We start from the raw sequence: 24,268 nt of genomic DNA, 5'->3' as shown, positions 1-24,268 counted from the left end.
AGAATGGGGCAAACGCAACATGCCACTCAAAGGAGTGCAATTGGAATGAATCAGCAATTCAAAGTAATGCTTCCAGCATGGGGAAAGGCAATCGGCTTATTATGTATGATCATTATATTTGCTGCTGTATTGTGGTTAGTGTGGACCGGAAATTTGAATATAAGGTACACGGCTGATCATGAGGAAGTGATTCCAATATGGCATAGTATGTTACCGGCATTCCTTGGTATTTTTCTAATCCATATGATTCCTTATCAAAGTCATGATTCCTCAATTTTCCAACAAATGGAGAAACAGCACTTGGTCGTTCAATCGATTGTATTATTGCTGTCAGGCGTTTTATTTACGGTTTCTCTGATAACGATAGACCAGCAAGGATTACATTTCCAGCTATATTATTTGGCGTTCAAGTTAACGACATTAATGTTCACTCCGTTGATTTTATTTCTGATTTATCGCAAAATGGCTGGCGGGCATCAAGACATTATATCGGCAAAGCCTCGCTCTCGCGGACACGTCATCGTACCACTAATCGTTATTTTGGTCTGGGGTTATCTAAAGTTCTATTCTCCAATTGCACAACCAGAAGGAGAAATCGTAGCAACCGATATGACAGAATTACTTCTCTTGGTGTTGATTGGTTTTATGATCAATAGCGTATTGGAGGAAGTTTTTTATCGGGTATGGCTGCAAACCCGATTGGAGACGTTGCTTGGAAGATGGCCCGCCATACTACTAGTTTCAATACTATGGTCCATTTGGCATGTCGCCATTCAAGGAAATGGTCATTGGGATATTGATGTGGCAACAGTAATTGCAAATCATGGGGTTACAGGTCTGTTTCTTGGTTATTTATGGGCCCGCTATCGTAAAATATGGGTGATTATCTTGATACATGGACTCATGAATGCTTCTCCTCATTTTCTTTTGCAGATCCTGTTTCATTGAGCGAGAAAGGATTTGGTTGGATCAGTCTTCCCATGAAACATGCCTCTATCTCGCCCATATTCCCGAGTGACGCTCAGGCACTAGAAAATACACCGCCCCAGGCATCAGCCTGCATGGCGGTGTATTTGTCTTTGAGATACTGTAGACCGGTGCTCCGTACCTACTCTTCCCCGGTAGCCACCGGATTTTCCTCATAACTAATTCAGTCAATACAGCTTCCGGAATACAACTTCACGTTTGAGCATCCCGCTTCTTCCAGCGCAATCACGTGCAGACAGGTGATTATGCCTGAACCGGAGTGCAGTAGTATTCCAGCGGCGGTATCGGATACATTAAAGATATACATAATTTCCATGTAACTTAATTTCGTTTGTTCAAATCTCTGAAGGAGAATCCTCAAGTTACTAGAAGTATTTTAGTTTTACATGTCTTTCATATGACAAGTATATTGACGTATCATTTGTGTTTATAAGTTTATTCTTGATATTTATCTCTATGGTGTTATGTTTGTTAACAAAAAAATATTGTTTTAAATGTATTTATATGTTAGTGTTTATTTGTGTTAGAAAATATTACATAGTATAGAGGGGGAGCGTAATGTTTATTAACCGAACGATTAGGAAATTTGGGGTTTCAGTAGGGATTATAAGTATGTTTACATTTGCTCTACCTTCAGTGGGCTTCAGTATGCCGCTGCAACCAACAACCCTTGATAAGGTAGAAGGTGATTATTATGTAACGTCTGCGATTGAGAACATTCGCTGGGGATCACTGCCCAATCGAGACAGCTCTCCGATTCTTACTGTGCCATCAGGAAGTGCTGTAACATTTGATACGGTATCGCATGAGGGATTGATAGAAGATCAAGGGAGAAATCCAGTGGAGTACTTCGGCAAATTCGGTATCTCACCCGATGGAGTGTTGGATGATGCGAAGGCAATTGCGGCTTCTGCGATTAAGCATGATTATGTAAAAGACGGACCTCATATTATCACTGGGCCAGTAGCGGTTGAGGGAGCGGAGCCAGGAGATGTTCTTAAAGTAGAAGTCCTTTCGTTGCAGACTCGAGTTCCATATGGTGTCATTTCTAACCGCCATGGTAAAGGTGCCCTTCCTAACGAATTTCCAGAAAATACAGGCCCACAAGAGGGAGCTAGCGCAACAAAACCGGAATTATATAATAATGTATCTATATTTACGCCTATTGAAGAAATCAACGGCAATTGGTATGGAGTATTACCAACAAAAGCTGGAAAAAATGTACGTTTCCCAATTAACCCGTTTCTAGGTGTTATGGGGGTTGCACCAAATACCAGTGAAGTTGTAAGTTCTATCCCACCTATTGAAACAGGAGGGAATATGGATATTAATGAGTTGGGTGTTGGTGCAACTATTTATTATCCGATTCAAGTTAAAGGCGGGTTATTCTATACTGGAGATCCACACTTTGCTCAAGGAGATGGGGAAGTAGCGTTAACTGCATTGGAAGCTTCCTTAAGGGGGACAGTTCGTTTAACGGTGTTAAAGAAAGGTGATCCATCACTACCACACAGTGGAGAATTTACGCAACCCTTTGCTGAAACAGAAGATTATTGGATTCCAATTGGACTGGACCCTGATTTGGATGAAGCAATGAAAGAATCAGTACGTGAATCGATTCAATTCTTATCCGATAAGCTTGATATGGATAGAAGTGTAGCATATGCGTACCTATCGGCCGCAACGGATTATGAAGTATCTCAGGTCGTAGACCGAACTAAAGGGGTTCATGGACTCATTCGAAAAACCGATTTCCTTGAACATGTTGACGTTGCAATGAACGTAGGTGGTACGTTAATCAAACCGGTTGTCCATAACAATGAGTTCTACGTACCGATTCGAACAATTTCGGAGCTATTGGGCGGTACAGTAGTGTGGGATAATAAGACGCGTACAACGCAAATCAAATTAGGTGCGAAAAATATAAGTGCGCAAATTGGTTCAGATGTGTATTCAATTAACGATAAACTAGTGTTCAATAGTAACGTACCAAAGCTTTTAAATGGCGAAACCGTAGTTCCGGTTTCTGTTATTAATGAAATACTAGGTGCTTATGTCAACTGGACGACGATCGACAAGACGTTAACAGCTAATGTATCGTTAAGTAAAAAGCAATAATAGATTTCATTATTCAACCGTGGTGGACAGATATCCATCACGGTTTTTTCCGTTATCATGAATCAAAAAAAGCTACCACTTGATGTCTACTTCTGTGTGCTTTTAAATACTTAAAGGGTTGTATTGTTGACTCGATGTTGACTCCGAACATAGAAAAATACATCGCCGGGGCAGATAAGCCACCTAGCGATGTATTCAACATCGATACACTGCTATACGTCTTTGTGCGCTTCCTCATCGCCTATAGCCACCGGATTTTCCTCATAACTGATCCAGTCACTCCAGCTTCCGGAATACAACTTCACGTTCGGATCATGGCCGAAGGGATTTCAAACTGCACGGGCAACTCGCCTTTCAACCGTTCTTTCTTCCTCGATGGCTCCCATAATTTGTTCCGCTATGAGTGCGATAAGAGGTTAGTTATACTGATTTATGTGATTGGGTTATGGAGAGCGGGGACTCGGCATTCCTTTAAGCCTAATAAAAAAGCCCGAGTCCTTATTTGGAAACGGGCTTGGAGCACAGAATATCACCTCGTGTTTATCGTGAAATATAATAAGCACCCTTCAAATTAGAGTTACCTTCGAATACCAGCACGTTACCATCCACCTCGTACCAGCGTACCATTTGTCCTCCGGTCATGGTTGCATTCGGCGTTCCATAGACGGCAATGACATGCTTCAGTTTATTGATATCGAACAGAATATTTCGCAACGTACGGCCACCCGCATTGTATATAGAAGCTACATTTACGAGTAAGCCATCTTTGAAGATGAGATTAGTCCCATCATAATAATACCTGTTGGCTTCCGACAACGGCCTTGCGGCAGGTTTACCATTTTCCATTGAATAATAATTCCCTGAATCATTTTCGATGGCCTCGTACAGATCAGGGCGAGCGATAATATCTGCTTCTTTCAGATCCTTGGAAAAAACATGGAGCACTTTGTATTCGTAGCCCTTACCTAAAAGGGAATTCAAGAACCCCCCAGCCATGCCCAATTTTTCGTTCAGTGTCTCCAATGGTACGAAGGTCTGCCCAGCCCAGGTTAATACCGTTTTATCGGTTTTGGAGACGGTCATTTTATAATTACCACGATTGATCGTCCACCCACTGGAAGTTTTGGACACTGTAGCATCCGCTGCCTTTGCAAAATCATTCACTTCTACGTACCAGCGGTTGTCCTTCGTCAGGAAGGGGCCTTGGCCGACATAACGCATCGGTTTGCCGTTTACGAGCATTTGTGGTGGAGCTTGCATGGAGATCAGTTTCGATTGGTCGCCCGTGTATCCACCTGTATCGGCTTGTACCAATTGAGAATTCTCCATATTACGGGTAATAATTCCTGTTGGCAAGTGCAGGTAGTAATCTTTCTTTTCGACTTGGAATAAAACAATTGAATCGCCAACTTCCTTATATATTCCACCGCCGATATCCGGAATTTCGGATACAACTTTTGCCGTTTTTGTATCGACGATTCTTATTGTTTTTTCTTTGGCTGTTTGCTGACGAATCAGAACGTAATGCTTGTACTCAGTGAACCACATCGAACTTGAAGCATCTGTGCGAGATAGTGGCTTGATTGCTGCACTTGCAGAAGTTCGATAACCTACCATGCGATTTTCGCTTTTTGGATTTTTATAGGATACATAAGTTATTGAACCAATTTTATCTTCATAAAAAATATGGTTTGGTAGTGCGGCGGGAATCTTGCTTTTGGTTCGGGTTCCGTCTGAATTCAAAATGATTGTTTCTCCTATGTAATTATTATTCCTATGTGTTACATAATTTCCAATTTTAGCGATAACTTTTGGATCATTGGATATTTTTGTGTACTCGGAGTATCTTAAGGTTTTGTCAATTACCTGTGGATATTCAGCAATACGCGCCAGCAATTTGTTACTGAGCAGTGAATAGACTCGGATATTTCGTTCTTCATAGTTTATTTCTCCGTTACCTTCCTGCAAGGTATAGCCTCCAAAGTCATAATAGATTCGGAACGGAGGCCGGCTTTCCCCGAATGTTTGTACTTGATTCAACACGCTTAGAAGATTGCGTTCGAGATCATATTTATAGATAACATGATTGCTTACGGACTTCTTTTTACCTTTTGCATCTGGTTGTTTGTCTGTCGTTGAATCACAATAAATCGTAAAAGCTAGCGGCCCTTTCTCTGTATTCATCACATGTGTGCCAAAGCCCCAACCGCAGCCTGGATAAAATGTTTGCTTCAGCGCTGGATCATCTTTTTTGCGTGCACTCTCTAAGGATTGCGCATCTTTCGATACAGCCCTTGCCTGCTTTGGAAATTCATAAAGTTCAGTCTCCACACGACCGTCATCAAAATAAAACTTCGTTACACGAACCTGAGGTATAACTCTGGATGCTTCTTCCTCATATTTGAATTCAAATTCGAATTCCGATTTGTAACGCTCTTGTGCTGCTTCTGCTCTTCCACCTGTAATCGGTAGCAACCCACTACATAAAATCATAGCTACTACGATCAGAAACTTTGTGGTAAAGCGTACCTCACTCTCTTTCATACTCCATCTCCTTAAAATTGTATATTGGTTACTAAATTATTCATTATAAGAGAATAAGGGGATAATACCAAGAAGGAAAAGTTTGGACGGTCTCTTTCTCAGATTGGTGCTCGACGAGGGACCTAGTCGTAACAAGTAATATCGCCTCAATATCGTACGCGAAAAATTCTACTATTCGTTTATGGTAATGCTGATGGTCTCTGCAGAAACAGATCAGACCCATGACACTCTCAAAGCAATCTTTTATAAACGTTTCTCAAAGTCGGCAGCTGATTCTCACTCTTCAATTCCTACCAAAACCGCCGCTCATATTAAATGGGAACATGAAAATCACGATAAAATGCCGCCATGAGTCCTTAGACCCAGGCGGCATTTCCGCTTAGCTATTCCAATCATCCACAATGTATCAGAATCCTAAACTTCTTCCCCCGTAGCCACCGGATTCCCCTCATAGCTAATCCAATCGCTCCAACTTCCGGAATACAATTTCACATTCGTATATCCCGCTTCTTCCAGCGCAATCACGTTAGGGCAGGCCGAGACGCCAGAACCGCAATACACGATAATCGCACCATCCTTGTCCAGTTTACTGAAACGCTCTTCTAACACCCCAGTATCTGTCCAACGTCCATCCCAATCCAACACATCTTTCCAAAAATAATTCACCGCACCCGGAATATGTCCGGCCTTGGCATCAATCGGTTCCTCCAGACCCGCATAACGGCGAGCATCACGGGAGTCAATTAGCACGGCACTGCCACTTGCCGAAGCCTGCTGAACATCTTCAACACTTGCCAGCATGGCTGGTTGCACATTCACCTCAAAGGAAGCCGGGATCTGAACCGGCACATCCGTAGTCACTGGGAATTTGGCGTTTTTCCAAGCGGAGAAACCTTCGTCCATGATATACACTTGTTCATGACCGATATAGCGAAGCAGCCACCATAGCCGAGATGCATTCATCCCGCCTTGATCGTCATAAGCAACAATACGACTATTGGAGCCGATGCCAGCTTTGGAGAGACGACTTGCGAGCACAGCTGGATCAGGAAGCGGATGACGTCCTCCGTGCGCAGATACAGGAGAAGACAGGTCTTTTTCCAAATCGAGATAGACAGCCCCTGGGATATGTCCAGCTTCATAGGATTGTCTTCCAGCCTCTGGCTGACCGAGCAAGAATCGGCAATCTGCAATAACTACATCCGGTTCATACATTCTGGCGAGCAGCCAGCGCATGGATACAATATTTTTCATCAAAATACACCGCCTTATGAGAGTGGTAGAGTCGTTTATTACTATGATTTACGAAAAAATACGTTATACCGTTGTAGGTTCAATAGGCCCTTTTCCCGCAACAGAGGCTTCTGCTGAAGCAATCTGAGGTTTGGTTTTGCCATATCGAATGAAGATCCATACCCCGAATATAATGACCACCCCGGCGGACATTTGTAAAGCACTGAGGGATTCGCCGAGCAGCATCCAGGCTAGCAATGAAGAGAATACGGGTTCCCCAAGTACGCCCATGGATACCGTTGTGGCATTCATATATTGAAGCAGCCAGTTGAAGAGATAATGTCCAAAGATCGTTGGCACAATGGCGAGCAGCAGGAAGATTCCCCACTCTGACGCAGCGTAACCTCCGAACGGATGGCCCATGATCAGATTATATACCGCCAGCGTGCAAGCAGCTACGAAGAAAACCCAGAAGTTATACGAAAATGCACTAAGTCCCGCTCGCAAAAATTGACCCAGCAGCATATGAACGGCGACTGCGATTGTGCCAAGTAAAGACAGGACATCACCTTGCAGGGCAGTACCTGCCAACTGGAAATCTCCTGCGCCAATGACGATTGATCCAAGCAGGGCGATGCCCATGCCGATGATCATCATGCGGTTAATTTTGGCTTTGAACAGCCATACCGAACCGGCAAGAATCAGTATAGGCTCCAGCGCGAGAATAACTGTGGAACTGGCAACACTGGTGAGCCGTAGCGAACCCATCCAGAGCAGGAAATGAAGGGCCAGCATCACACCGGATGCAAGCAGCAAGCCCCACTGCCGTAAGCTCAGACGCATCATCTCATGTCTGTATTTCCAGACAAAAGGCAGCATTAGCAGATTGGTCAGAAATAGACGGTACATGGCAATGACCGCAACATCTGCGGTAGACCAGCGTACAAAGATCGAAGAGAAAGAAATGGCGATAATGCCGACAAAGAATAACAGATAGATGGATCTGCCGGCACGGTTCAAGCTTGTCATGGGTGTAGCTCCTTCTTGAAGTCTGATAGCGTAAATCACTTCATTATACAGGAGAAGACAACCGCAGGAAAGATAAAGAGAACGAAGAGATAAGTAGATTGTAACCGGGCTTGTAACTATTCTGTCATTCTCCCGATCCATTTTTCTATTAATCTTCTATATAGAGACATGAAACGAGATAATATACCAATAATCGGGAAAAAATGAAAGTAAGGAAGTGGCATGACAGTGAGAGTTCAACAAGAGAGAGCGGGAGAGCGTGGCAGTATTCCGCCTAGCACAAGTCGCACGAAAACACATAAACGAAGAAAAATCCGGTATGGAAGGGTAATCATAGCTCTAATGCTCTTGGTACTGTTCGTTACCGGTATTACATATGTATTCTTTGGCATGACGCATTGGATCAAAAGCGTTGTGGCGCCGCCTCCGATCACTGTAATCGAACAGCCGGCCAAGCTCGGCATGATACAAGTTACTCCGGATGCGAAGGAGGAGCCGGCACGGTTTCAGGGCCAGGTTCGCAAATTGGCATACATAACGTTTGATGATGGGCCAACTGAATATACGGAACAACTGCTGGATATATTGAAGCAGCATGAGGCAAAGGCTACCTTTTTTATGATCGGACGTCAGTTGAATCAGCATCCGGAAGCAGTGAAACGGCTGTTGAAGGAAGGCAGTTATCCTGGACTTCACAGCATGACGCATAACTATAAAAAGCTGTATAAGAGCGGCAACTCGGCAAACTTTGTGAAAGAGTTCAAGAAAGAGCAGAAGATGGTGCAGGACCTGATTGGTTTTACACCTCATCTTATTCGTGCACCTTATGGCAGCAGTCCACAGATCGGTGAAAAGTTCAGAGGTGACATTGCGGCGGCCGGATTCAAAATGTGGGACTGGACGACAGATTCACTCGATTGGAATCTTCCCGGTCAGCCGGACAAGATTGTGGCCCGGGTGAGCAAAAGTGTACATCGGGATAAGGAAGTGATTCTGATGCATGAGCGGGAGCAGACGGTTCAGGCTTTACCACGCATTCTGAAGTTACTCGAAGATCGGGGTTACGAGTTCGAAGTATACGATCCGGATGCACACTGGGTAGCCAATTTTAGCGGAGATACCCGCTTGTAATATAACAACAAGATGATGATGCAAGAGAGGAAGGGCTTGGGTGCTAACGAGTAAAAAAGTGGCGCTTGCGGCAGTTAGTGTATTGCTAATTCTGCTGGTAAGTGGTTGTGGAGATCCGCAGGAGCCTGCGGCAAATCAGATAAACCAATTGGTGCTCAGCGGTCAGGAGATCGATCAGAGTTTGAAGACGCTGACCAGTCATGAGCAGGAAGATATGAAGTTATACAAGTCTATTTTAGACAAAGGAAAGAACAAAAACAGTGACCTCGAAGCACTGCTGGATCAGGCAGTAGATCATATCCGTGAACGAAGAACGTTGTTGAAACAGGCGGAAGAGGCCATGGAACAGACCAACGAGAAGACGGTGGCCCTGCGCGGTTCATTGAAAGAACTATCATTTGAAAAAGAAGAAACGTTGGCACAGGCTGAAAAGGTGCTGGATCAATATGAAGCAAGAGCACGTGCATTGGAAAATTTTGTTGCCTCGTATCAGCTGAGTTTGAGTGCCGATGAACAGTTGTATGATCTGATGAGAGAAAGTGCAGAACCTAATCTGGTTAAGATTAAGCGAGCCATTCGTGTACGGAATAGCGAATATGCGAAGCTTGCTGAATTCCGAAAGCAATTTAACCTCCAGACCAAAGCATTTAACGGAGCCAATGCCAAACTGGTTCAGATGGATCAGGCCAGCTGAGTAGAGGATCTGAGCAACGATTCAGATATTTTGCATGATTGAGCTGCCTGTCTCCCGTGTAAGTACTAGTATACAGCCAAGCCAATGGATGAGAAGCAACATGGACAAGCATCATTGCGTATAAGCTAACGGAGGTGTTCATATGCGAAAAGGAAATACAATGAAAGTCAGTGCATCACTCCTGGTTTTACTTATGGGATTCTCGCTTGTGGCTTGTGGGAACAGTAATCCTGCTGCACAGCCAACAGTGAATAATACGGAAGAACAGTCACCAGCACCGGAGCAACAACCAAATGAAAGTGCTGCAATAGAAGCAGAAGGTATTCTGACTGGATGGGCTGATCCGCATACCGTTGAGATTCGAGTGAATGAGAAGCCGATGTCATTCCAGGTGAGCGAAGATCTGCAGAAGTCTCTGGATGATATCGATGACGAAGATTCCGTTCGTTTCAAATATGTAGAGAAAACGATTGATGCAACAACGAAACAGTTGGTACTTACAGAGATTGCAAAGATTGAATCGAGTGATGACAATAACGGTTCCAATGCAGGCGGTACAGTAACGTCCGATCGTCCGAAGACATCAGAGCTGGAAGTGACGGTAGAAGGAATGACCGAGAAACGCCCAGTAACACTGGCACAAGCGAAAGGTTATTCACTTTATGTGTTTGAACCGATGGCCTTTGACGCCGAAGACCATGAATTAACAATGAAGATTGATCCGGATTATGAGGTAGAGATTGAGAAGCTGCCGGCGAATTACAATCTGGATGCGCTGAAGATGGATGCCAAGGAAGAGTTGTCCGAGACCGGAGAAGTGAAGCAATTAACGGCTGAACAACTCAGCAACGGCCCGATGAAGGATGCAAAATTATACATGATGTCCCAGAATGATAAGAAAACAGAGTATTTTATCGTGAAAGAACTGGACGGCAATGGTTTCATTTTCCACATCCAAGCACCTATTGGTGAACCTTCGGAAGGTTTCCTGCCCATGGCCTATGCATCCCTCAATTCCATTATGAATGAGTAGAAAATTAAATTAAAAAGATTCCCTAAACAGCGTGTTTCCTTGAGAGGAGATACGCTGTTTTATTAACGTTACTACAATATAGATAGGATGTACCGTGCCGTGCCACGCCGTGCATAGACAAATAGCCGGAAGGAGCGATGCAGCTGCATAGGTTCCTCCCGGCTTCTTGGCCGTGCTTCTATTCAGTTTGCAGGATCGAACCCATGCCCTGATCCGTTACTCAGGTTAGTATGGTCGATTCCTTGCGCCCTCTGAGTTCCTGATAACGGGCGATTACATTCTGATGAACGGGATGTTCGTCGGGAATTCCCATGCGTTCACGGATGAAGGCGGAGACGCCATCTTCGCGAATCATGTGTTGTAGCTTCATGGCTTCCTCGTCGCGTTTGTCATTAAACAGCATTGCGGCCGCCATAGCAGAAGTTAAATGAGGAATTTCAATTCCGAATTCACTGGCCTGCATCGCTGGGCGAACAAGCCGATCATGAGGCGAAAGCTTGCGAAGGGGGGAACGTCCGACCCGGGTGACCTGATCCGTCAGGTTGGGATTGGCGAAGCGTTCCAGTATGGTATCGATATATTTGTTATGCTTCTGAGCGTTGAATCCGTGCTTCTGGATAAGCATCTGACCGGTCTCTTCCATAACATGGCGCACTTTGGCCCGCAGGGTGGAATTACTCATCACCTGTCGGATCGTCTTGAATCCTTCGAGATAGCCGAAGTATGCGGCGACACAATGGCCTGTATTGACCGTAAACATTTTACGCTCGATATAAGGTTCAAGCGAATCCACATAGTGTACGCCATCTATTTTCTTAAATCCATCCAGAAGTGCTGGACGATGAACGACCCATTCGTAAAAAGGTTCAACAGTGACCTGTAGCGGGTCTTTGTGGTTTTGAGCCGGAACAATCCGGTCCACAGCTGCATTGGGGAAAGAAACATAACGTTCGGCTTTTTTGCGAGTTTGTTCATCCAAAAATGGATAAATGCGTTTCTTCAGCCTGGTGCTACCACCGATGGCATTTTCGCAAGCGATAATATGCAGTGGAGCCTGATTATTGTTTTTCATGCGAAGTTGAATGCCTTTGGCGATCGGTTCGGCGATATCTCCGAGTGCAGATACCCCCACCGCGGTTGTGATCACATCGGCTGAAGCGATCTCTTCAGCAACCAGATTCTGCTCACTCACATTGATAGCCGTCACGTTGTTGACAATCGTAGTGTCCTGATCTCTATTGGCAAGTGTAATCGGATATTCCTGTCTCTCTTGAAGCATGGAGATTTTCTTCGGGTTACGTGCGACAAAGCAGACTTCGTAGTCGGAAGCGGACAACATATGACCGATAAAACCGCGGCCTATATTGCCCGCACCAAAATGTACAGCTTTCATGTGTGAACTCCCCCTTTAAGGATTAAATCGAGAAATTCGTGCAGACCTTAGACGGTAGTGACGAGTGGCTTCGAAATCAAATCATTAAATGTAAGGTCGGTCAAGCAAGATAACCGTTGGTGAGGCATATCGAATTCCAGTGTTCCTGTGATGGTATTCGAGATGACTACGCAGTGCATACCAGCCGCAGCAGCTGCACGCGCGCCGTTAGGTGAATCCTCAATCGCTACGGCTTCGTCTGCAGTTACTCCAAGGGCTTCAAGCGCTTGAGTGTAGAGTTCCGGGTCAGGCTTCACATTTGCAACATCATCTGCCGTACGAATGACTTCAAAATAATCTTTTAGTTTCAGTTGTTCCAGATGTTGTTCAACCCACTCCCGTTTGGAGCTGGATGCTACAGCCAGTTTCAGTCCGGCTTCACGTGCTTGTTCAAGATATTCCTGAATACCAGGGCGCACCTTTTCTTTGTTCATCAATGCAGCGTGCTGCAACTGAACGGATTCCCTGAACTCTTCCCGATCAATCGGAAGATTCAAATCTGTGATGAGGTACTCATACGGATTAAATGTTTTCAGACTGGTACCGATGCATTGTGAATACATCTCCAGGGTTAAATCTACGCCGTGTTCCTTGTAAGCATCACGAAAAGCAATATACCATGCTGTCTCTGTATCAATAATCGTTCCGTCGAAATCAAACACCAGTGCCTTAATCATAAATTTGTTCCTCCTGTTTCAGAATTAGTTTGGGGATAAAACGAAAAATGAAAATTTTCTGCAAATTCATTCCCTGTATTCATTAACCTGCGGGATATTAGTTGACGCAATAAACCGAAAATGAATATTAATTTGGGAAAAAATATGCGTTTGAAGCTAATAAAACCGTAACATAGGACAAACCGAAGGGTCAAGCGCGTCATGATTGTTTACATTGAAAATTTTCACATGTATGATTTGTTTTCGGAAAATGATGAACGTTGCAAACCGTTAACCCTTTTGCATGTAAGCGGTGTACTGAATAAACTGTTTTTACAGCTCAAAAAAATAAAACTTTTTTTATGAAAATTGGATAGTCTTGCCGTTCAACAGCTTTCGACACTTTTATAATAGAAGAAATGGAGCTGAATTTATTGGATTTTATTAGCTTTACGCCAGATCAGGCCCTGTGGGAGAATGGAAGAAAGATTCTGAAAGTATATGGAGTAAGGGAGGAAGACAAGCATGTTGCAAAAGGACTGTTTCAATGGCTGCTTCATCGGGCTTGCAGCGGGTGATGCGTTGGGAACTACCGTGGAATTCAGCAGCCCGGGCACATTTGAACCCGTAACGGATATCGTGGGTGGAGGTGTATTTGGGCTGGAGGCAGGGCAGTGGACAGATGATACATCCATGGCTCTGTGTCTGGCAGAAAGTTTGGTACGTAAAGCAGACTTTGATCCTGCGGATCAGATGCGCAGATACACCAATTGGTACAAGGTCGGGTATATGAGCAGCACAGGCGATTGCTTCGATATCGGCGGGGCCACACGAAGTGCCTTGGAGAGGTTTGAGATAACTGGAGAAGCCTACAGCGGATCAACTGACCCGATGACGGCGGGCAATGGCTCTATCATGAGGCTTGCACCTGTCGCGATGGCTTATGCTAATCGACCAAACGAGGCGGTTCGTTATGCCGGGCTGAGCTCCCGGACAACACATGCTGCAACAGAAAGCGTGGAAGCATGTGAAGTGCTAGCCGCCATAATTGTTGCCGGTCTGCGCGGAGCGGACAAGAGCGTCATGCTGATGCCGGAGACATGCAGACAGTGGAGGGAAGAACCTACTTTTTCGCCTGCAATTGAAGAGGTTGTGATGGGTTCCTATCAGAGCAAAGAACCGCCGGAAATTAAGGGAAGTGGTTATGTGGTTCGTTCACTTGAAGCAGCACTATGGGCGTTTCATAAGTCGTCAAGCTTTGAAGAAGGCGCGTTGTTAGCTGTTAATCTGGGTGATGATGCGGACACTACAGGTGCGGTGTATGGGCAGATCGCAGGTGCTTATTATGGATTGAGTGGTATTCCGGCACACTGGCGGGACAAGCTGGCTATGCGTGAAACGTTCGAACAACTAACAGATGCCTTGTGGTTGAAGGCGACAGAAAATCGTTGATTAGAGACAGGAGAAGAGAACATCTATGAGCACCACAGGACACACAACAGAACCACAGGCTTCGCAGTCAGGTAAACGAGGGGCGTTTCCATTATCCCTGTTATGCCTGACGATAGGGGCTTTTGCGATTGGTATGACTGAATTTATTATTATGGGCCTGCTGCCCAATGTGGCAACAGATCTGAATGTAAGTATTCCGCAGGCGGGACAACTCATTACGGGATATGCGCTTGGTGTAGCGGTAGGTGCGCCGATATTGACCGTATTTACACACAAGATTCCGCAGAAAAAACTGCTGGTACTGCTGATGTGCATTTTCATTATCGGGAACGCATTGTCCGTTATTGCTCCCACCTATGGGTTGTTAATCTCAGCACGGATATTAACGGCATTTGCCCATGGCACGTTCCTCGGTGTAGGTTCAATCATGGCGACGCGGCTTGTTGCGCCCGAGAGAAGGGCAGGAGCGGTATCAGTTGTTCTCGCGGGGCTAACGATTGCCAACATCATTGGCGTTCCGTTTGGTACGTTTATTGGGCAACAGCTCGGATGGCGGTCATCTTTCGGAGCGATTACAATTCTGGGCATTATCTCATTAATGGGGATTATTCGTTTTATTCCGGTTATTGCGCAAGGACCGCCTGCAAACCTCGGTCAGCAATTTCGAAATCTGGTACGTCCACAAGTGTTGCTGGTTCTGCTTATTGGGGCGTTGGGGTGCGGAAGTTTGTTTACAGTCTTCACCTATATTACGCCGATGCTTGTGGATATTAGCGGCTTTGCAGAGCAAAGTGTGACCTGGATTCTGGTGTTGTTTGGCTTCGGTGTAACCTTGGGCAATTTGGTTGGCGGCCGTCTGGCAGACTGGAAGCTGATGCCTTCGTTAATCGTCAACTTTGGGATCTTAGCTATTCTGTTAGCTACACTTACGATTACACTAGAGAATCCTTATCTCGCGGTAATCACCATATTCTTCTGGGGTGTAGCCGCGTTTGGTATTATGCCGGGACTTCAGATTCGGATTATGAATATGACCCGCGAAGCGCCGCTGCTGGCGACAACCTCAAGTCATTCGGCATTTAACCTGGGAAATGCCGCTGGTGCCTATATGGGTGGGTATGCAATTACACATACGGGACTTATCTCAGTGCCTTTGTATGCCGCAGTTATTGCCGGATTAGGTTTGCTAGGACTGCTCTTCAGTCTGTTCATGGAGCGTAAACATCATGGGCCAGAGGTTGCCCAGGTTGCAGAGGCAGCGTCGGTAAGCTGAATATGGAATCGTTTCGCCTCAATTCTTCCGTTGAACACGGAGAGTTGAGGCTTTTTTATATCATGATGAGATCCAGAGTAGGGGAGCGAATAGACGGTTTGGTGGGGTGGAGAAGTATACTTTTTAAACTATAAGATATAGTTATTTAAGTTTTTTGATGATGTACAGGCCTTGTGAGGTGATATAATAAAGATGTAATTGGAATTGATTGTAAATTATGGATCGCTGATGTTTACTTCCTTATTGGGAAAGGTGAAGGATAGCGGTCCGTATTCATGCGTGGAAAGGAGGAACTTCGTTTTTAAATGTAAGGGCTTTCAATTGGGGTTTGTGTGTATCTGAAAGACCTGTTATGAGGTTCGTACACGGTTTAAAATCATATTCCAAAGGAGATTGATATTAATGAAAAAACGTCTGTCCAAAATTCTGAGTCTCTCCATCACAGCAGCACTCCTTGTACCAACGATCGCGTCTGCAGCCGATATGCAGGAAACTGCAGCTCCAACCCCCATCCAGGCGGTTGTAGATCAGGGAGCGACCGGCACCATGGATAATACCGGGCAAAATGCGCTGGCTAACACTCCGGTTGTGCCTGCACCACCGGGTTATGATGGCTATCGAAACAATATTCCGCACGGAAATACCAATCTGATATCCTATTACTCCACAACGGTAGGCAATACACGGAAAGCCACCGTGTATACACCGCCAGGATATTCTCCGAATAAAAAGTATAACGTCTTGTATCTCCTGCACGGCATCGGCGGGGATGAGCATGAGTGGGTCAATGCAATGAAACCCAAGAACATTTTGGACAACCTGTATTCGGAGGGCAAGCTGTCCCAGATGATCGTTGTCATGCCGAATGGCCGTGCCATGAAGGACGACCGTCCAGTCGGTGACATTTTTGCTCCGGACAAAGTGGCTGCGTTTGAACGGTTTGAGCAAGACCTGCTCAAGGATCTGATTCCTCATATCGAGGCCAATTATCCGGTATACAAAGACAAGAATAGCCGTGCGTTGGCCGGTCTGTCCATGGGTGGTGGGCAGTCGCTTAACTTCGGATTGAAAAATCTGAATACCTTCGCTTGGGTAGGGGCCTTCTCGGCTGCACCGAATACGCAATCTGTATCACAGCTGGTTTCCAACCCGGGACAAGTAGCCAGCCAACTCAAATTGTTGTGGATCTCCTGTGGATCAAGCGACGGTCTGTTATGGGTCAGCCAGAACTTCAAAAACGGCTTGAGCAGCATGAATATTCCGCATACCTTTTATCTGGATGTAGGTGGACACGAACCATCTGTCTGGAACAGCGGCCTGTATCAGTTCTCACAACGAATCTTCAAATAATTTAATTTGAATTAGCTTCTTGAAGCAATCGACAGGAGAAACAGGAATTCATATCGATATGTAGCCTCAGTTCTGTTCTGCACAGGGCTGGGGCTTTATGTTGGTTAGTGTGCGAATATGACATGATGAATGAGAGAGAATATGTTAGCATGAAGGAAGCAGATCCACATGGAGCGGGTAGTTAATTACATAGGTAGATACATGAAGGAGAGAAATAGGATGTTCTATTACAAAGGTGCATTCCGGGAAACGGACAATGTGATTTATTTCAAAAGCGATGTTTCATTAGCCCAGAATGATGTTGTCCTATTTGGTGAAAAGAAGTATTTTATCGAAAGTGTGGAAAAAGAATTTCTCCTGCTTCAGCGGGTGGGCTCCATAGTTTCTGTGAGTCTGTGAAATCTTCGCAAGATCATCCCCTTTTTCAAGTGTACGTGCACTTCTGGGCCACTGCCTACATACAATAGATCGACCCTGTTCCCATATGTGCTCAGGCCAGATCGTTGTAAAACTGCAGGAGGTGTCATCTGTGCCCGGATTGTTTACCGCAATTGCTCTATTCATTAAAGAGTTAACGTTACTCGTCTCGTATGTCAAAAATAATGCGTTCCCCCAGCCACTGGCTGAGGGTGATGAAGCCAAACATTTGCGCCTTATGGCTGAAGGCAATGCTCACTCTCGCAATCTGCTCATTGAACACAATCTGCGCCTCGTCGCGCATATCGTCAAGAAGTTCGACAATACGGGTGAAGATCAGGAAGACCTGATTTCCATCGGAACCATTGGTCTGATCAAAGCCATCGAAAGTTTTCAACAAGGCAAAGGTACGAAGCTTGCCACATTTGCGGCGAGGTGTATTGAAAACGAAATTTTAATGCATCTCCGTTCCCTGAAGAAAACACGCAAAGACGTATCCCTGCACGACCCCATTGGTACGGACAAAGAAGGCAATGAATTAACCTTCAATGGCTATCTGTGTTGGGTCATTTTACTTTCACATCAAGCTCTATACTGAAGCTATCCTTAAACTCGTGTTTCTCTTTCGAATAGACCACTTTGTTGATTACACTTTTGAGCAGCGCATTCTGTTTTGCTGGATCGTCTGTCTTCTTGTACAGCTTGATGACGTTCTTCACCATCGGGATGATGTTTAGTTCCGCATCCTTCTGCTTCATTTCCTTGGCCACTTCTTCCTCTGCTTTAACAATGGATTTCTGGGTTGCTGATATCCGATCAGCCAATGCTGCAGAACGTTCCAAAAATGTTTCCTCATCATAAATACCACGTTCCAAGAAATCATGAAGCCTGCCTTTTTGGAGTTCCAGATCCTCCGCTTCTTTCTGAAATGCTTTAACCTGCATTTCTTTCAACTCCAGGGCGTTTGACGTTCGTTTGGAAGGCTTATGTTTATCCCACTGAATCTTGTAATCCTCCAGCCATTCTTGCAAGCCTCCAATTACGGCATCGAATACATACGTCGCTTGCACGCTCTTGCACGGACATTCCTTATTCGGACACATCAGGTGACTGGGCTGACCCGTGTATGGTCGTAATACAATGGCGTATCCACATTTACCACACTTAATCAGTCCGGCCAGTGGGTTACTGATCCCATTTTCCAGCTGATAAGGGACATGATACTTCTCTCCAAGGAACTCCATAGCCCGATTGTATAGTGCTTCTAACTCAGGCGTGACGTATTTACGATGCTTACCAAGTACCTTGGTATATGTGCCCTCAGCTTGTGTTGCGACTGTGCGACCGGTTGGAGTTTTTTTGTATTTCTTTTTACCCCAAGATAAATACCCGATATTTATAGGACTTTTTATAATGTTCAGCACTAGCTCAGCTTTCCATGGTTTATCCGTGTATGTTCGAAAACCAAGTTCATTTAAGCGAGAAGCGATCTTGTTAGATCCCATGCGTTCTTCAGGATCTTCGTGAGCATATAACTCATACATCATCACCATAACTTTAAACTGAGTAGGGTGGGGTACCAGGTAACGCGATTTCCCATCTTTCTCGATCTCCCAACCATATGGTGGACGGGTCCCAATGTAATTACCTTCCTCCACGGATCTCAACCTACCACCTTGTAAACGGCGGGTGATGATCTTCAACTCTTTACGGGCCATGAACGCTTCAAATTCGCTGTATTCCTCGTCAAACTCATCGTTAAGGTCATATGTCTTACGGGGTGTGATAATCTTAGTGTCGGACTCCCTGAACGTCTCCAAGATCAATCCTTGCTCCTGCATGTTACCACGGCCCAACCGGTCAACGTCCATAACCAGTACAGCATCATAATCTCCCAGCGACACTTCTTTCAATAACTCATTCATTTGTGGCCGATGAAGCAAGCTTTCACCGGATACAATTTCTTCACGAATCTTTATAATGTTCAGGTTCATCGACTTCGCTGTACGAAGTAATGCCTGTTTGTGCTTAGCTAATGTTTCTCCCTCGCCACGGGCTTCAGCTTCCATGTCCTGCCTGGATTTACGTAAGTAGATAGCGACTCTCTCCATGTCTAACCTCCGTGCGTGAATTAATATCTTCTATGTCTGTATTGTAGGGGATATGCAGAAAAAAAGCACCCCGAAGGGTGCCTGTGCTTACTGAATCCAACTTTGGATTGAGTGAACTGTCCCCAACCTTGGGGGCGTTGACAACCAGCGGGATATTCCGCCCGCTAATAACCGATCCAACTTTGGATTGGTTGGATGAAACCTCAGATTTGAGTTCTCAGAGGTCAAAACCCAAATCTGGGTTGTGATCAAAATCCAAAGTTGGATTATGAATGTATGTCATTATGTATTGTCAATTATTTCCTTGGATTTCCCTAGTATATTTTATCGCCAATATTCAACAATTCGTGCTATATTTAACTTGAGTTGATGGAGGTGCATACTAAAAGTTACGTTAATTCGGAACTTTTTACCCAGAGCAGCGGAAATGCCACTCTGCTACCGTACTTCCCATTTCCACAGATCATCAACTTTGCATTCAAGATAATAGGCAATGAGTACAGCTCGTTTTATCGAGATATTGGTGCTTCGAAGGTTCACAATTTCCGACATACGCGACTTACTCATTCCTACCTTGTCTGCAAGCCATTGCTGCTTCTTTCCAATCCTCTCAAGATGTTCGGGAATACGACAGCGGACGGGGATAGGTTCCATCGCACTGCCACCTTAATATATTTTTTTATCTTGTAACAGAACATACGTTCCCTTAGAATAGGTATTACCAAAAGGCAACTACGAGAACGGGAGATGGTAAACATGGATAAAAGGATCGTTTTTGATGTGACAAGAGAGACGCTGTTAGAAGTCGGCGTAAGCCCGGATCTCATAGTAAAAAAGATATCTGAGATGGACGCCAAAGAAGTAAAACCTGTTTACATAAGAGCGTATCTTATTCTGATTGTTTCTTCCTCATAGATCTTTCAAGTCTTACAAGTCCAATGAATCGCTTGACATCATCTTCTTCAAGCTCGATGCCATCCACTTCAAATCGGATGTTCTTCATAATTTCCTCATCAGTCAGGTTCAGCGAGTCGATCAATGCTCTTGACGGCTCCGATAGAACCTGTTTTTTCTGATCTGTTCTTCCTAATAAATAATCCACTGAAACTTCTAGAAAATCTGCAATCTTATTTAATGTTTCGTTATCTGGTTCCCGAGATCCATTCTCATAACCAGAGTAAGTTGTTCTAGCCATTTTCAAATATTTAGAGATTTCTTGTTGCGTTAATCTTCTTTCTTTTCTTAACTCCAACAGTCTTTCACTAAGCAACTACTCCACCTCACTTCTATCAGTATTATAACGACGCGAAATGAATCACAATACATCCTGACTCAAAACTCGTCAGTAATTTTAAAAAGACTGTTGACATGACGCAAAGTGCGTCATATAATCAAAACATAGCAACGACGCAAAACGCGTCAAGGAGGTGAAACACATGCGCCACTGGCTAGTACAAATGCGTAAGGCTAAAGGATTAACGCAAAATGACGCGGCCAAGCAGTCTGGTATCTCCCGCAGTTATTACGCCGAGATTGAACAAGGACGCAAAGATGCGAGTGGACGGGCAGCAAAGTTAATTTCAGCGACATTAGGATTTGATATGAACCTTTTTTTTGCAGATGTTGGACGCGAAACGAGTCAAAAACCTAAAAAAACAGCTTAAAAGGAGCGAATAAACATGAACCAATTAAAAGCAATTGAAAAAAATGATCAGAGAGTACTAACAAGTGCTCAGCTAGCTACTTACTTTGGAGTAGAAACGAATATGCTCAACCGAAACTTTAATCGAAATAAATCAAGATACACAGAGAATAAACATTTCTTCGTATTAACTGGTGACGAGAGAAGAGAATTTATTAACCAAAGTCAAATTGACTTGAGTTCAAAGAAGTCTCAAATTCTCTACCTCTGGACCAAAAAGGGAGCATTCCTTCATGCAAAGTCTCTTAACACTGATAGAGCATGGGAAGCTTACGAATCCTTGGTGGATGATTACTTCGATAAAATAGAACGTCTTCAAAACATGAATGTTCCAACTACAGTGCCTACTACAATTGAAGGCATCTTGGAACTGGCAGTCTTGAACATGAAAGATCTTCGTCAAGAACTCAACCAAGTACAAAAAGATAATCGCCGCTTACAACTGGTGGTAGATAACGAAATCTGGCTGACTGAGAACCAAAAGGCTGACATTCAGGAGTCTGTAAATGCGCGAGTAGGATTCTTGATGAAAAAAGGATATGAAGCTCACTTCCAATCCATATACCGTGCCTTGAAATCACATTTCTCAGTACCGAAATACGACAAGATTAAGCGTTCAGACTTTGAATTAGCTATCGACTTCATCCACGGTTGGTATCCAAAAAAGAAAGAAGAGGCGAACTAATATGATCTACATCAAAAAGGAATTAGACGGCAAGCAACATGAGATTGAAATCTACGGCGACGAAATTTACATCCGTTGCTTCCAATGCGGGAATGAGTTTCAACTGGATGAGGAGCTTCTTCTAGATATTTTGAAAGAAGCCGGTTCATTCAGCGGTACAAGGATCAGTTGCGGATGCAAAACCGAACCTCCAGCTTCATCTAACGAATAAAGGAGGCTTCACCTCATGAAAGTTGTCCCATCCAACTTAGCGCATAAGATCAATCGAGGTGATTCGATGATCGAAGCGGAGTACATGATCGGCAAGTCCCGAGTAAAGATCAACACAGAAAACATATGTAAGACGGACGAAGAACGCGAACAGGTGGATCGTGAAATTGCATTAGCTTGTTGGTCGATTGTCGAGAGTCTGGTAGCTAAAGGGGAGGCGGTGTAGCCCTCCTATGACGGACAAGCAGTAAAACACAAGATGCTGATATGTATGACGTTACAAACCCTATATATTGTACACAATTTCACTTAATTCGAAAAGGAGTGACCGAAATGCCTAACTTAAAACTGGTCGGTAAGAAGAAAGACAACATGATCCCGTTCATCAGCCCAGCAGCTAACTGCGGATGCGGTAGTCCAGCTGAGTACGAAGTGTACGAGGGAAAGGATCGGCAACCGCATTGCAAAGGATGCATGCTTGAAGCGGTAGACAACAGCGTGTTTATCACAGTACGGAGGATTGGAGGATACGACGATGCAAGTTGAGGGAATGAGAAGTAGCGAAACACCTTTGACGGTGTACCGAGTGGTTACCGATGCAGGCCGGGTGCTCAGTTGGAGCGCCTTCGACTACAACGATCTGTTCCGCCAGTTGCGCCGGAGGGGTCACGATCCGATCTACGCCAAACCGTTAAGCGAGTACGAAGCAGAGATTGCAGATAGAGAAGAACAGGAACGCCTACATCATGAGTTGCAACAGGCAATTGAGGAGGAACGAAAGACAGCGTGAGTAATGAAGAAACTTTTAAAAGCGTGGATGACATATTGAAGCATTACAAGAAGCGAGAAGAGATGGTGTTCAAACGAACCGAGGATGTTATTGAATACTTCGGGTGGGGAAGGCCAATCAACTTAGTGGAGGTGAGGAAGGATGAAAGTTCCGCCAACAGATCGAAAACACTTCGAACAGCTGGAGCAGATCGCAAGCCAGAGAGGGACGCTGACGGAGACGTTAAAACGGGTGTACCAGATGAACAGCGCCATTGCCCTTAGACGAGAAAAGGCCGCCGTAGCATCGGCAGCCTTAGAAAGACGATTTGCAAATTGAATTACAACCAATATACCACAACGAAAGGAAGAATGGAATGCCCACACAATACAGATACATCCCACAGCATAAGAAAGGTTACTTCTTGGACAGAGTAGCGCAACCGACAGATGACTTTATGCAAGCCTTGCGCCTGTCCCGTAGAGAGGATATGGAGCATTGGTTGACAACACGGCATTGCCCGGACATACCACAGAATTTCGTTATACGCACATTGCGTGGCGAATGGGAACTGTTGGATCTGGAGGAGGTGGAGGTAGATGAGCGAGCAACAGACGCTTAACCTTTATCAGAAGATTGTTCAAGTTCGGATGGTTGCGGAGGGATTTACTAAGGACAAAGCAAGTTTCAGCTACACATATGTGTCCGGCAACCAAGTGCTTTCCAAGATCAAGGACAAGATGAATGAGTTGAACCTGTTGCTGATTCCTTCAACGAAAGTGGGCGAACACCACACACATGAGTACAAAACAGCGAAGGGTAAGGAGATGCTGGACTTCGTCGTGAAAGGCGAAATGACATACACCTGGATCAATGGAGATAAGCCAGACGAAAGAGAGACAATCTCATGGGCTTACTACGGGCAACAAGATGAGATATCCAAGGCGTACGGTTCCGGACTGACATACAGTGAGCGCTACTTCCTTTTAAAATGCCTGGGATTGCCGACAGATGAAGATGATCCTGACGCCAAACAAAAAGAGGGGTCCGCACCCGCAAGTAAAGCCAACAACAATACTATGAATACATCTAACAACAATAATACGCAATCTAACGCGAATACAGGCGGTGGGACACTTGCCAGCGAGGGCCAGACTCGAATGCTGTATGCCAAGCACAAAGCAACTGGTTGGAACAGCTTCGATGCCATTAACACATTCCTTGGCTACACGATCACCAAATTCGCGGAGGTTCAGGCAGCAGACGTGACCAAGCTGGCACAGCACCTGGACAAGCATAAAGCCGCATGAGATACCAAGACACCCTATTCTACGACGACGGCAGCCCAATCATCCCAGTAACAGACGGACCATTCGGAGAGGAGATACACACTCATGAATCAACTTGCTTTTGGAATAGTGATGCTGATGTTAGGCACTTCA

26 protein-coding genes and 1 pseudogene are annotated in these 24,268 nt (G+C 44.8%); 19 read left to right on the top strand and 8 right to left on the bottom strand.

Going from position 1 to position 24,268, the window contains the following annotated elements:
• Positions 1 to 45: 45 nt before the first annotated feature.
• A complete protein-coding gene (locus MKY01_RS23465; RefSeq protein WP_255319699.1) occupies positions 46 to 948 on the top strand; it encodes a type II CAAX endopeptidase family protein in 903 nt (300 codons plus the stop codon).
• A 597-nt stretch (positions 949 to 1,545) separates the two neighbouring features.
• A complete protein-coding gene (locus MKY01_RS23460; protein ID WP_339283755.1) occupies positions 1,546 to 3,105 on the top strand; it encodes an acetamidase/formamidase family protein in 1,560 nt (519 codons plus the stop codon).
• Between the two features lie 540 nt (positions 3,106 to 3,645).
• Here the strand turns inward: MKY01_RS23460 and MKY01_RS23455 are convergent.
• From MKY01_RS23455 to MKY01_RS23445, 3 genes are all read right to left on the bottom strand, one after another.
• Positions 3,646 to 5,649 (bottom strand): hypothetical protein, encoded by a 2,004-nt coding sequence (locus MKY01_RS23455; protein ID WP_339283753.1) that lies wholly within the window; start codon positions 5,647 to 5,649, stop codon positions 3,646 to 3,648.
• Positions 5,650 to 6,063: 414 nt separating this feature from the next.
• A complete protein-coding gene (locus MKY01_RS23450) occupies positions 6,064 to 6,903 on the bottom strand; it encodes a sulfurtransferase (protein WP_339283751.1) in 840 nt (279 codons plus the stop codon).
• A 63-nt stretch (positions 6,904 to 6,966) separates the two neighbouring features.
• On the bottom strand, positions 6,967 to 7,911 hold the full coding sequence (locus MKY01_RS23445; RefSeq protein ID WP_036668496.1) for a DMT family transporter: 945 nt from the start codon (positions 7,909 to 7,911) through the stop codon (positions 6,967 to 6,969).
• A gap of 228 nt (positions 7,912 to 8,139) precedes the next feature.
• Here MKY01_RS23445 and MKY01_RS23440 point away from each other — a divergent pair, with 228 nt between their 5' ends.
• The 3 genes from MKY01_RS23440 (at position 8,140) to MKY01_RS23430 (ending at position 10,769) form a co-directional block, all read left to right on the top strand.
• The gene (locus MKY01_RS23440; protein ID WP_235431597.1) at positions 8,140 to 9,042 is read left to right on the top strand and encodes a polysaccharide deacetylase family protein; all 903 of its coding nucleotides are present in this window, start codon (positions 8,140 to 8,142) and stop codon (positions 9,040 to 9,042) included.
• Positions 9,043 to 9,082: 40 nt separating this feature from the next.
• Positions 9,083 to 9,736: a YkyA family protein gene (locus MKY01_RS23435; protein WP_282320619.1), complete on the top strand. Its 654-nt coding sequence runs from the start codon at positions 9,083 to 9,085 to the stop codon at positions 9,734 to 9,736.
• Between the two features lie 142 nt (positions 9,737 to 9,878).
• Positions 9,879 to 10,769, top strand: a complete 891-nt coding sequence (locus MKY01_RS23430) for a hypothetical protein (RefSeq protein ID WP_282320620.1) — start codon at positions 9,879 to 9,881, stop codon at positions 10,767 to 10,769.
• A 220-nt stretch (positions 10,770 to 10,989) separates the two neighbouring features.
• On the opposite strand, the gene MKY01_RS23425 is transcribed toward MKY01_RS23430, so the two are convergent.
• On the bottom strand, positions 10,990 to 12,162 hold the full coding sequence (locus tag MKY01_RS23425; RefSeq protein ID WP_282320621.1) for a mannitol-1-phosphate 5-dehydrogenase: 1,173 nt from the start codon (positions 12,160 to 12,162) through the stop codon (positions 10,990 to 10,992).
• A 47-nt stretch (positions 12,163 to 12,209) separates the two neighbouring features.
• Positions 12,210 to 12,878, bottom strand: coding sequence for an HAD family hydrolase (locus MKY01_RS23420; protein WP_036615249.1), 669 nt, complete (start codon positions 12,876 to 12,878; stop codon positions 12,210 to 12,212).
• Positions 12,879 to 13,382: 504 nt separating this feature from the next.
• Between MKY01_RS23420 and MKY01_RS23415 the strand changes: the two genes are divergently transcribed.
• The 5 genes and pseudogenes from MKY01_RS23415 to MKY01_RS23395 all read left to right on the top strand — a co-directional run.
• The gene (locus MKY01_RS23415; RefSeq protein ID WP_282320623.1) at positions 13,383 to 14,309 is read left to right on the top strand and encodes an ADP-ribosylglycohydrolase family protein; all 927 of its coding nucleotides are present in this window, start codon (positions 13,383 to 13,385) and stop codon (positions 14,307 to 14,309) included.
• A 25-nt stretch (positions 14,310 to 14,334) separates the two neighbouring features.
• On the top strand, positions 14,335 to 15,582 hold the full coding sequence (locus MKY01_RS23410) for an MFS transporter (protein ID WP_282320624.1): 1,248 nt from the start codon (positions 14,335 to 14,337) through the stop codon (positions 15,580 to 15,582).
• A 402-nt stretch (positions 15,583 to 15,984) separates the two neighbouring features.
• Positions 15,985 to 16,932 carry an alpha/beta hydrolase-fold protein gene (locus tag MKY01_RS23405; protein ID WP_282320625.1) on the top strand — a complete coding sequence of 316 codons (948 nt, stop codon included), beginning with the start codon at positions 15,985 to 15,987 and terminating at the stop codon, positions 16,930 to 16,932.
• Positions 16,933 to 17,151: 219 nt separating this feature from the next.
• Complete coding sequence (locus MKY01_RS23400) at positions 17,152 to 17,331, top strand: hypothetical protein (protein WP_036615241.1); 180 nt, start codon at positions 17,152 to 17,154, stop codon at positions 17,329 to 17,331.
• 130 nt (positions 17,332 to 17,461) lie between these two features.
• Positions 17,462 to 17,893, top strand: a pseudogene (locus MKY01_RS23395) (sigma-70 family RNA polymerase sigma factor); the annotation flags it as partial.
• Positions 17,894 to 17,915: 22 nt separating this feature from the next.
• On the opposite strand, the gene MKY01_RS23390 reads toward MKY01_RS23395, so the two are convergent.
• From MKY01_RS23390 to MKY01_RS23380, 3 genes are all read right to left on the bottom strand, one after another.
• Entirely contained in the window at positions 17,916 to 19,460 is a 1,545-nt protein-coding gene (locus MKY01_RS23390) for a recombinase family protein (RefSeq protein WP_339283747.1), read from the bottom strand.
• Positions 19,461 to 19,898: 438 nt separating this feature from the next.
• On the bottom strand, positions 19,899 to 20,114 hold the full coding sequence (locus MKY01_RS23385) for a helix-turn-helix transcriptional regulator (protein WP_339283745.1): 216 nt from the start codon (positions 20,112 to 20,114) through the stop codon (positions 19,899 to 19,901).
• Between the two features lie 235 nt (positions 20,115 to 20,349).
• Positions 20,350 to 20,730, bottom strand: coding sequence for a helix-turn-helix transcriptional regulator (locus tag MKY01_RS23380; protein ID WP_339283743.1), 381 nt, complete (start codon positions 20,728 to 20,730; stop codon positions 20,350 to 20,352).
• Positions 20,731 to 20,896: 166 nt separating this feature from the next.
• On the opposite strand from MKY01_RS23380, the gene MKY01_RS23375 reads away from it, so the two are divergent.
• From MKY01_RS23375 to MKY01_RS23335, 9 genes are all read left to right on the top strand, one after another.
• Entirely contained in the window at positions 20,897 to 21,124 is a 228-nt protein-coding gene (locus MKY01_RS23375) for a helix-turn-helix transcriptional regulator (RefSeq protein ID WP_211081011.1), read from the top strand.
• 15 nt (positions 21,125 to 21,139) lie between these two features.
• A complete protein-coding gene (locus MKY01_RS23370; RefSeq protein WP_339283741.1) occupies positions 21,140 to 21,847 on the top strand; it encodes an ORF6N domain-containing protein in 708 nt (235 codons plus the stop codon).
• Between the two features lies 1 nt (position 21,848).
• Positions 21,849 to 22,058 carry a hypothetical protein gene (locus MKY01_RS23365; RefSeq protein ID WP_339283739.1) on the top strand — a complete coding sequence of 70 codons (210 nt, stop codon included), beginning with the start codon at positions 21,849 to 21,851 and terminating at the stop codon, positions 22,056 to 22,058.
• Positions 22,059 to 22,073: 15 nt separating this feature from the next.
• Complete coding sequence (locus MKY01_RS23360; RefSeq protein ID WP_339283737.1) at positions 22,074 to 22,283, top strand: hypothetical protein; 210 nt, start codon at positions 22,074 to 22,076, stop codon at positions 22,281 to 22,283.
• Positions 22,284 to 22,390: 107 nt separating this feature from the next.
• On the top strand, positions 22,391 to 22,603 hold the full coding sequence (locus MKY01_RS23355) for a hypothetical protein (RefSeq protein WP_339283736.1): 213 nt from the start codon (positions 22,391 to 22,393) through the stop codon (positions 22,601 to 22,603).
• The gene (locus MKY01_RS23350; protein ID WP_339283734.1) at positions 22,593 to 22,847 is read left to right on the top strand and encodes a hypothetical protein; all 255 of its coding nucleotides are present in this window, start codon (positions 22,593 to 22,595) and stop codon (positions 22,845 to 22,847) included. Before MKY01_RS23355 ends, MKY01_RS23350 begins: the two co-directional genes overlap by 11 nt.
• Before the next feature lie 141 nt (positions 22,848 to 22,988).
• A complete protein-coding gene (locus tag MKY01_RS23345; protein ID WP_339197778.1) occupies positions 22,989 to 23,165 on the top strand; it encodes a hypothetical protein in 177 nt (58 codons plus the stop codon).
• Between the two features lie 37 nt (positions 23,166 to 23,202).
• Complete coding sequence (locus MKY01_RS23340; RefSeq protein WP_339283732.1) at positions 23,203 to 23,448, top strand: hypothetical protein; 246 nt, start codon at positions 23,203 to 23,205, stop codon at positions 23,446 to 23,448.
• Positions 23,426 to 24,136 (top strand): ERF family protein, encoded by a 711-nt coding sequence (locus MKY01_RS23335; protein WP_339283730.1) that lies wholly within the window; start codon positions 23,426 to 23,428, stop codon positions 24,134 to 24,136. Before MKY01_RS23340 ends, MKY01_RS23335 begins: the two co-directional genes overlap by 23 nt.
• Positions 24,137 to 24,268 lie beyond the last annotated feature (132 nt).

The sequence above is a fragment of the Paenibacillus sp. FSL R5-0486 genome, assembly GCF_037975155.1.
Lineage (GTDB): Bacteria > Bacillota > Bacilli > Paenibacillales > Paenibacillaceae > Paenibacillus > Paenibacillus amylolyticus.
This window is presented reverse-complemented; position numbering and strand designations above follow the sequence as displayed.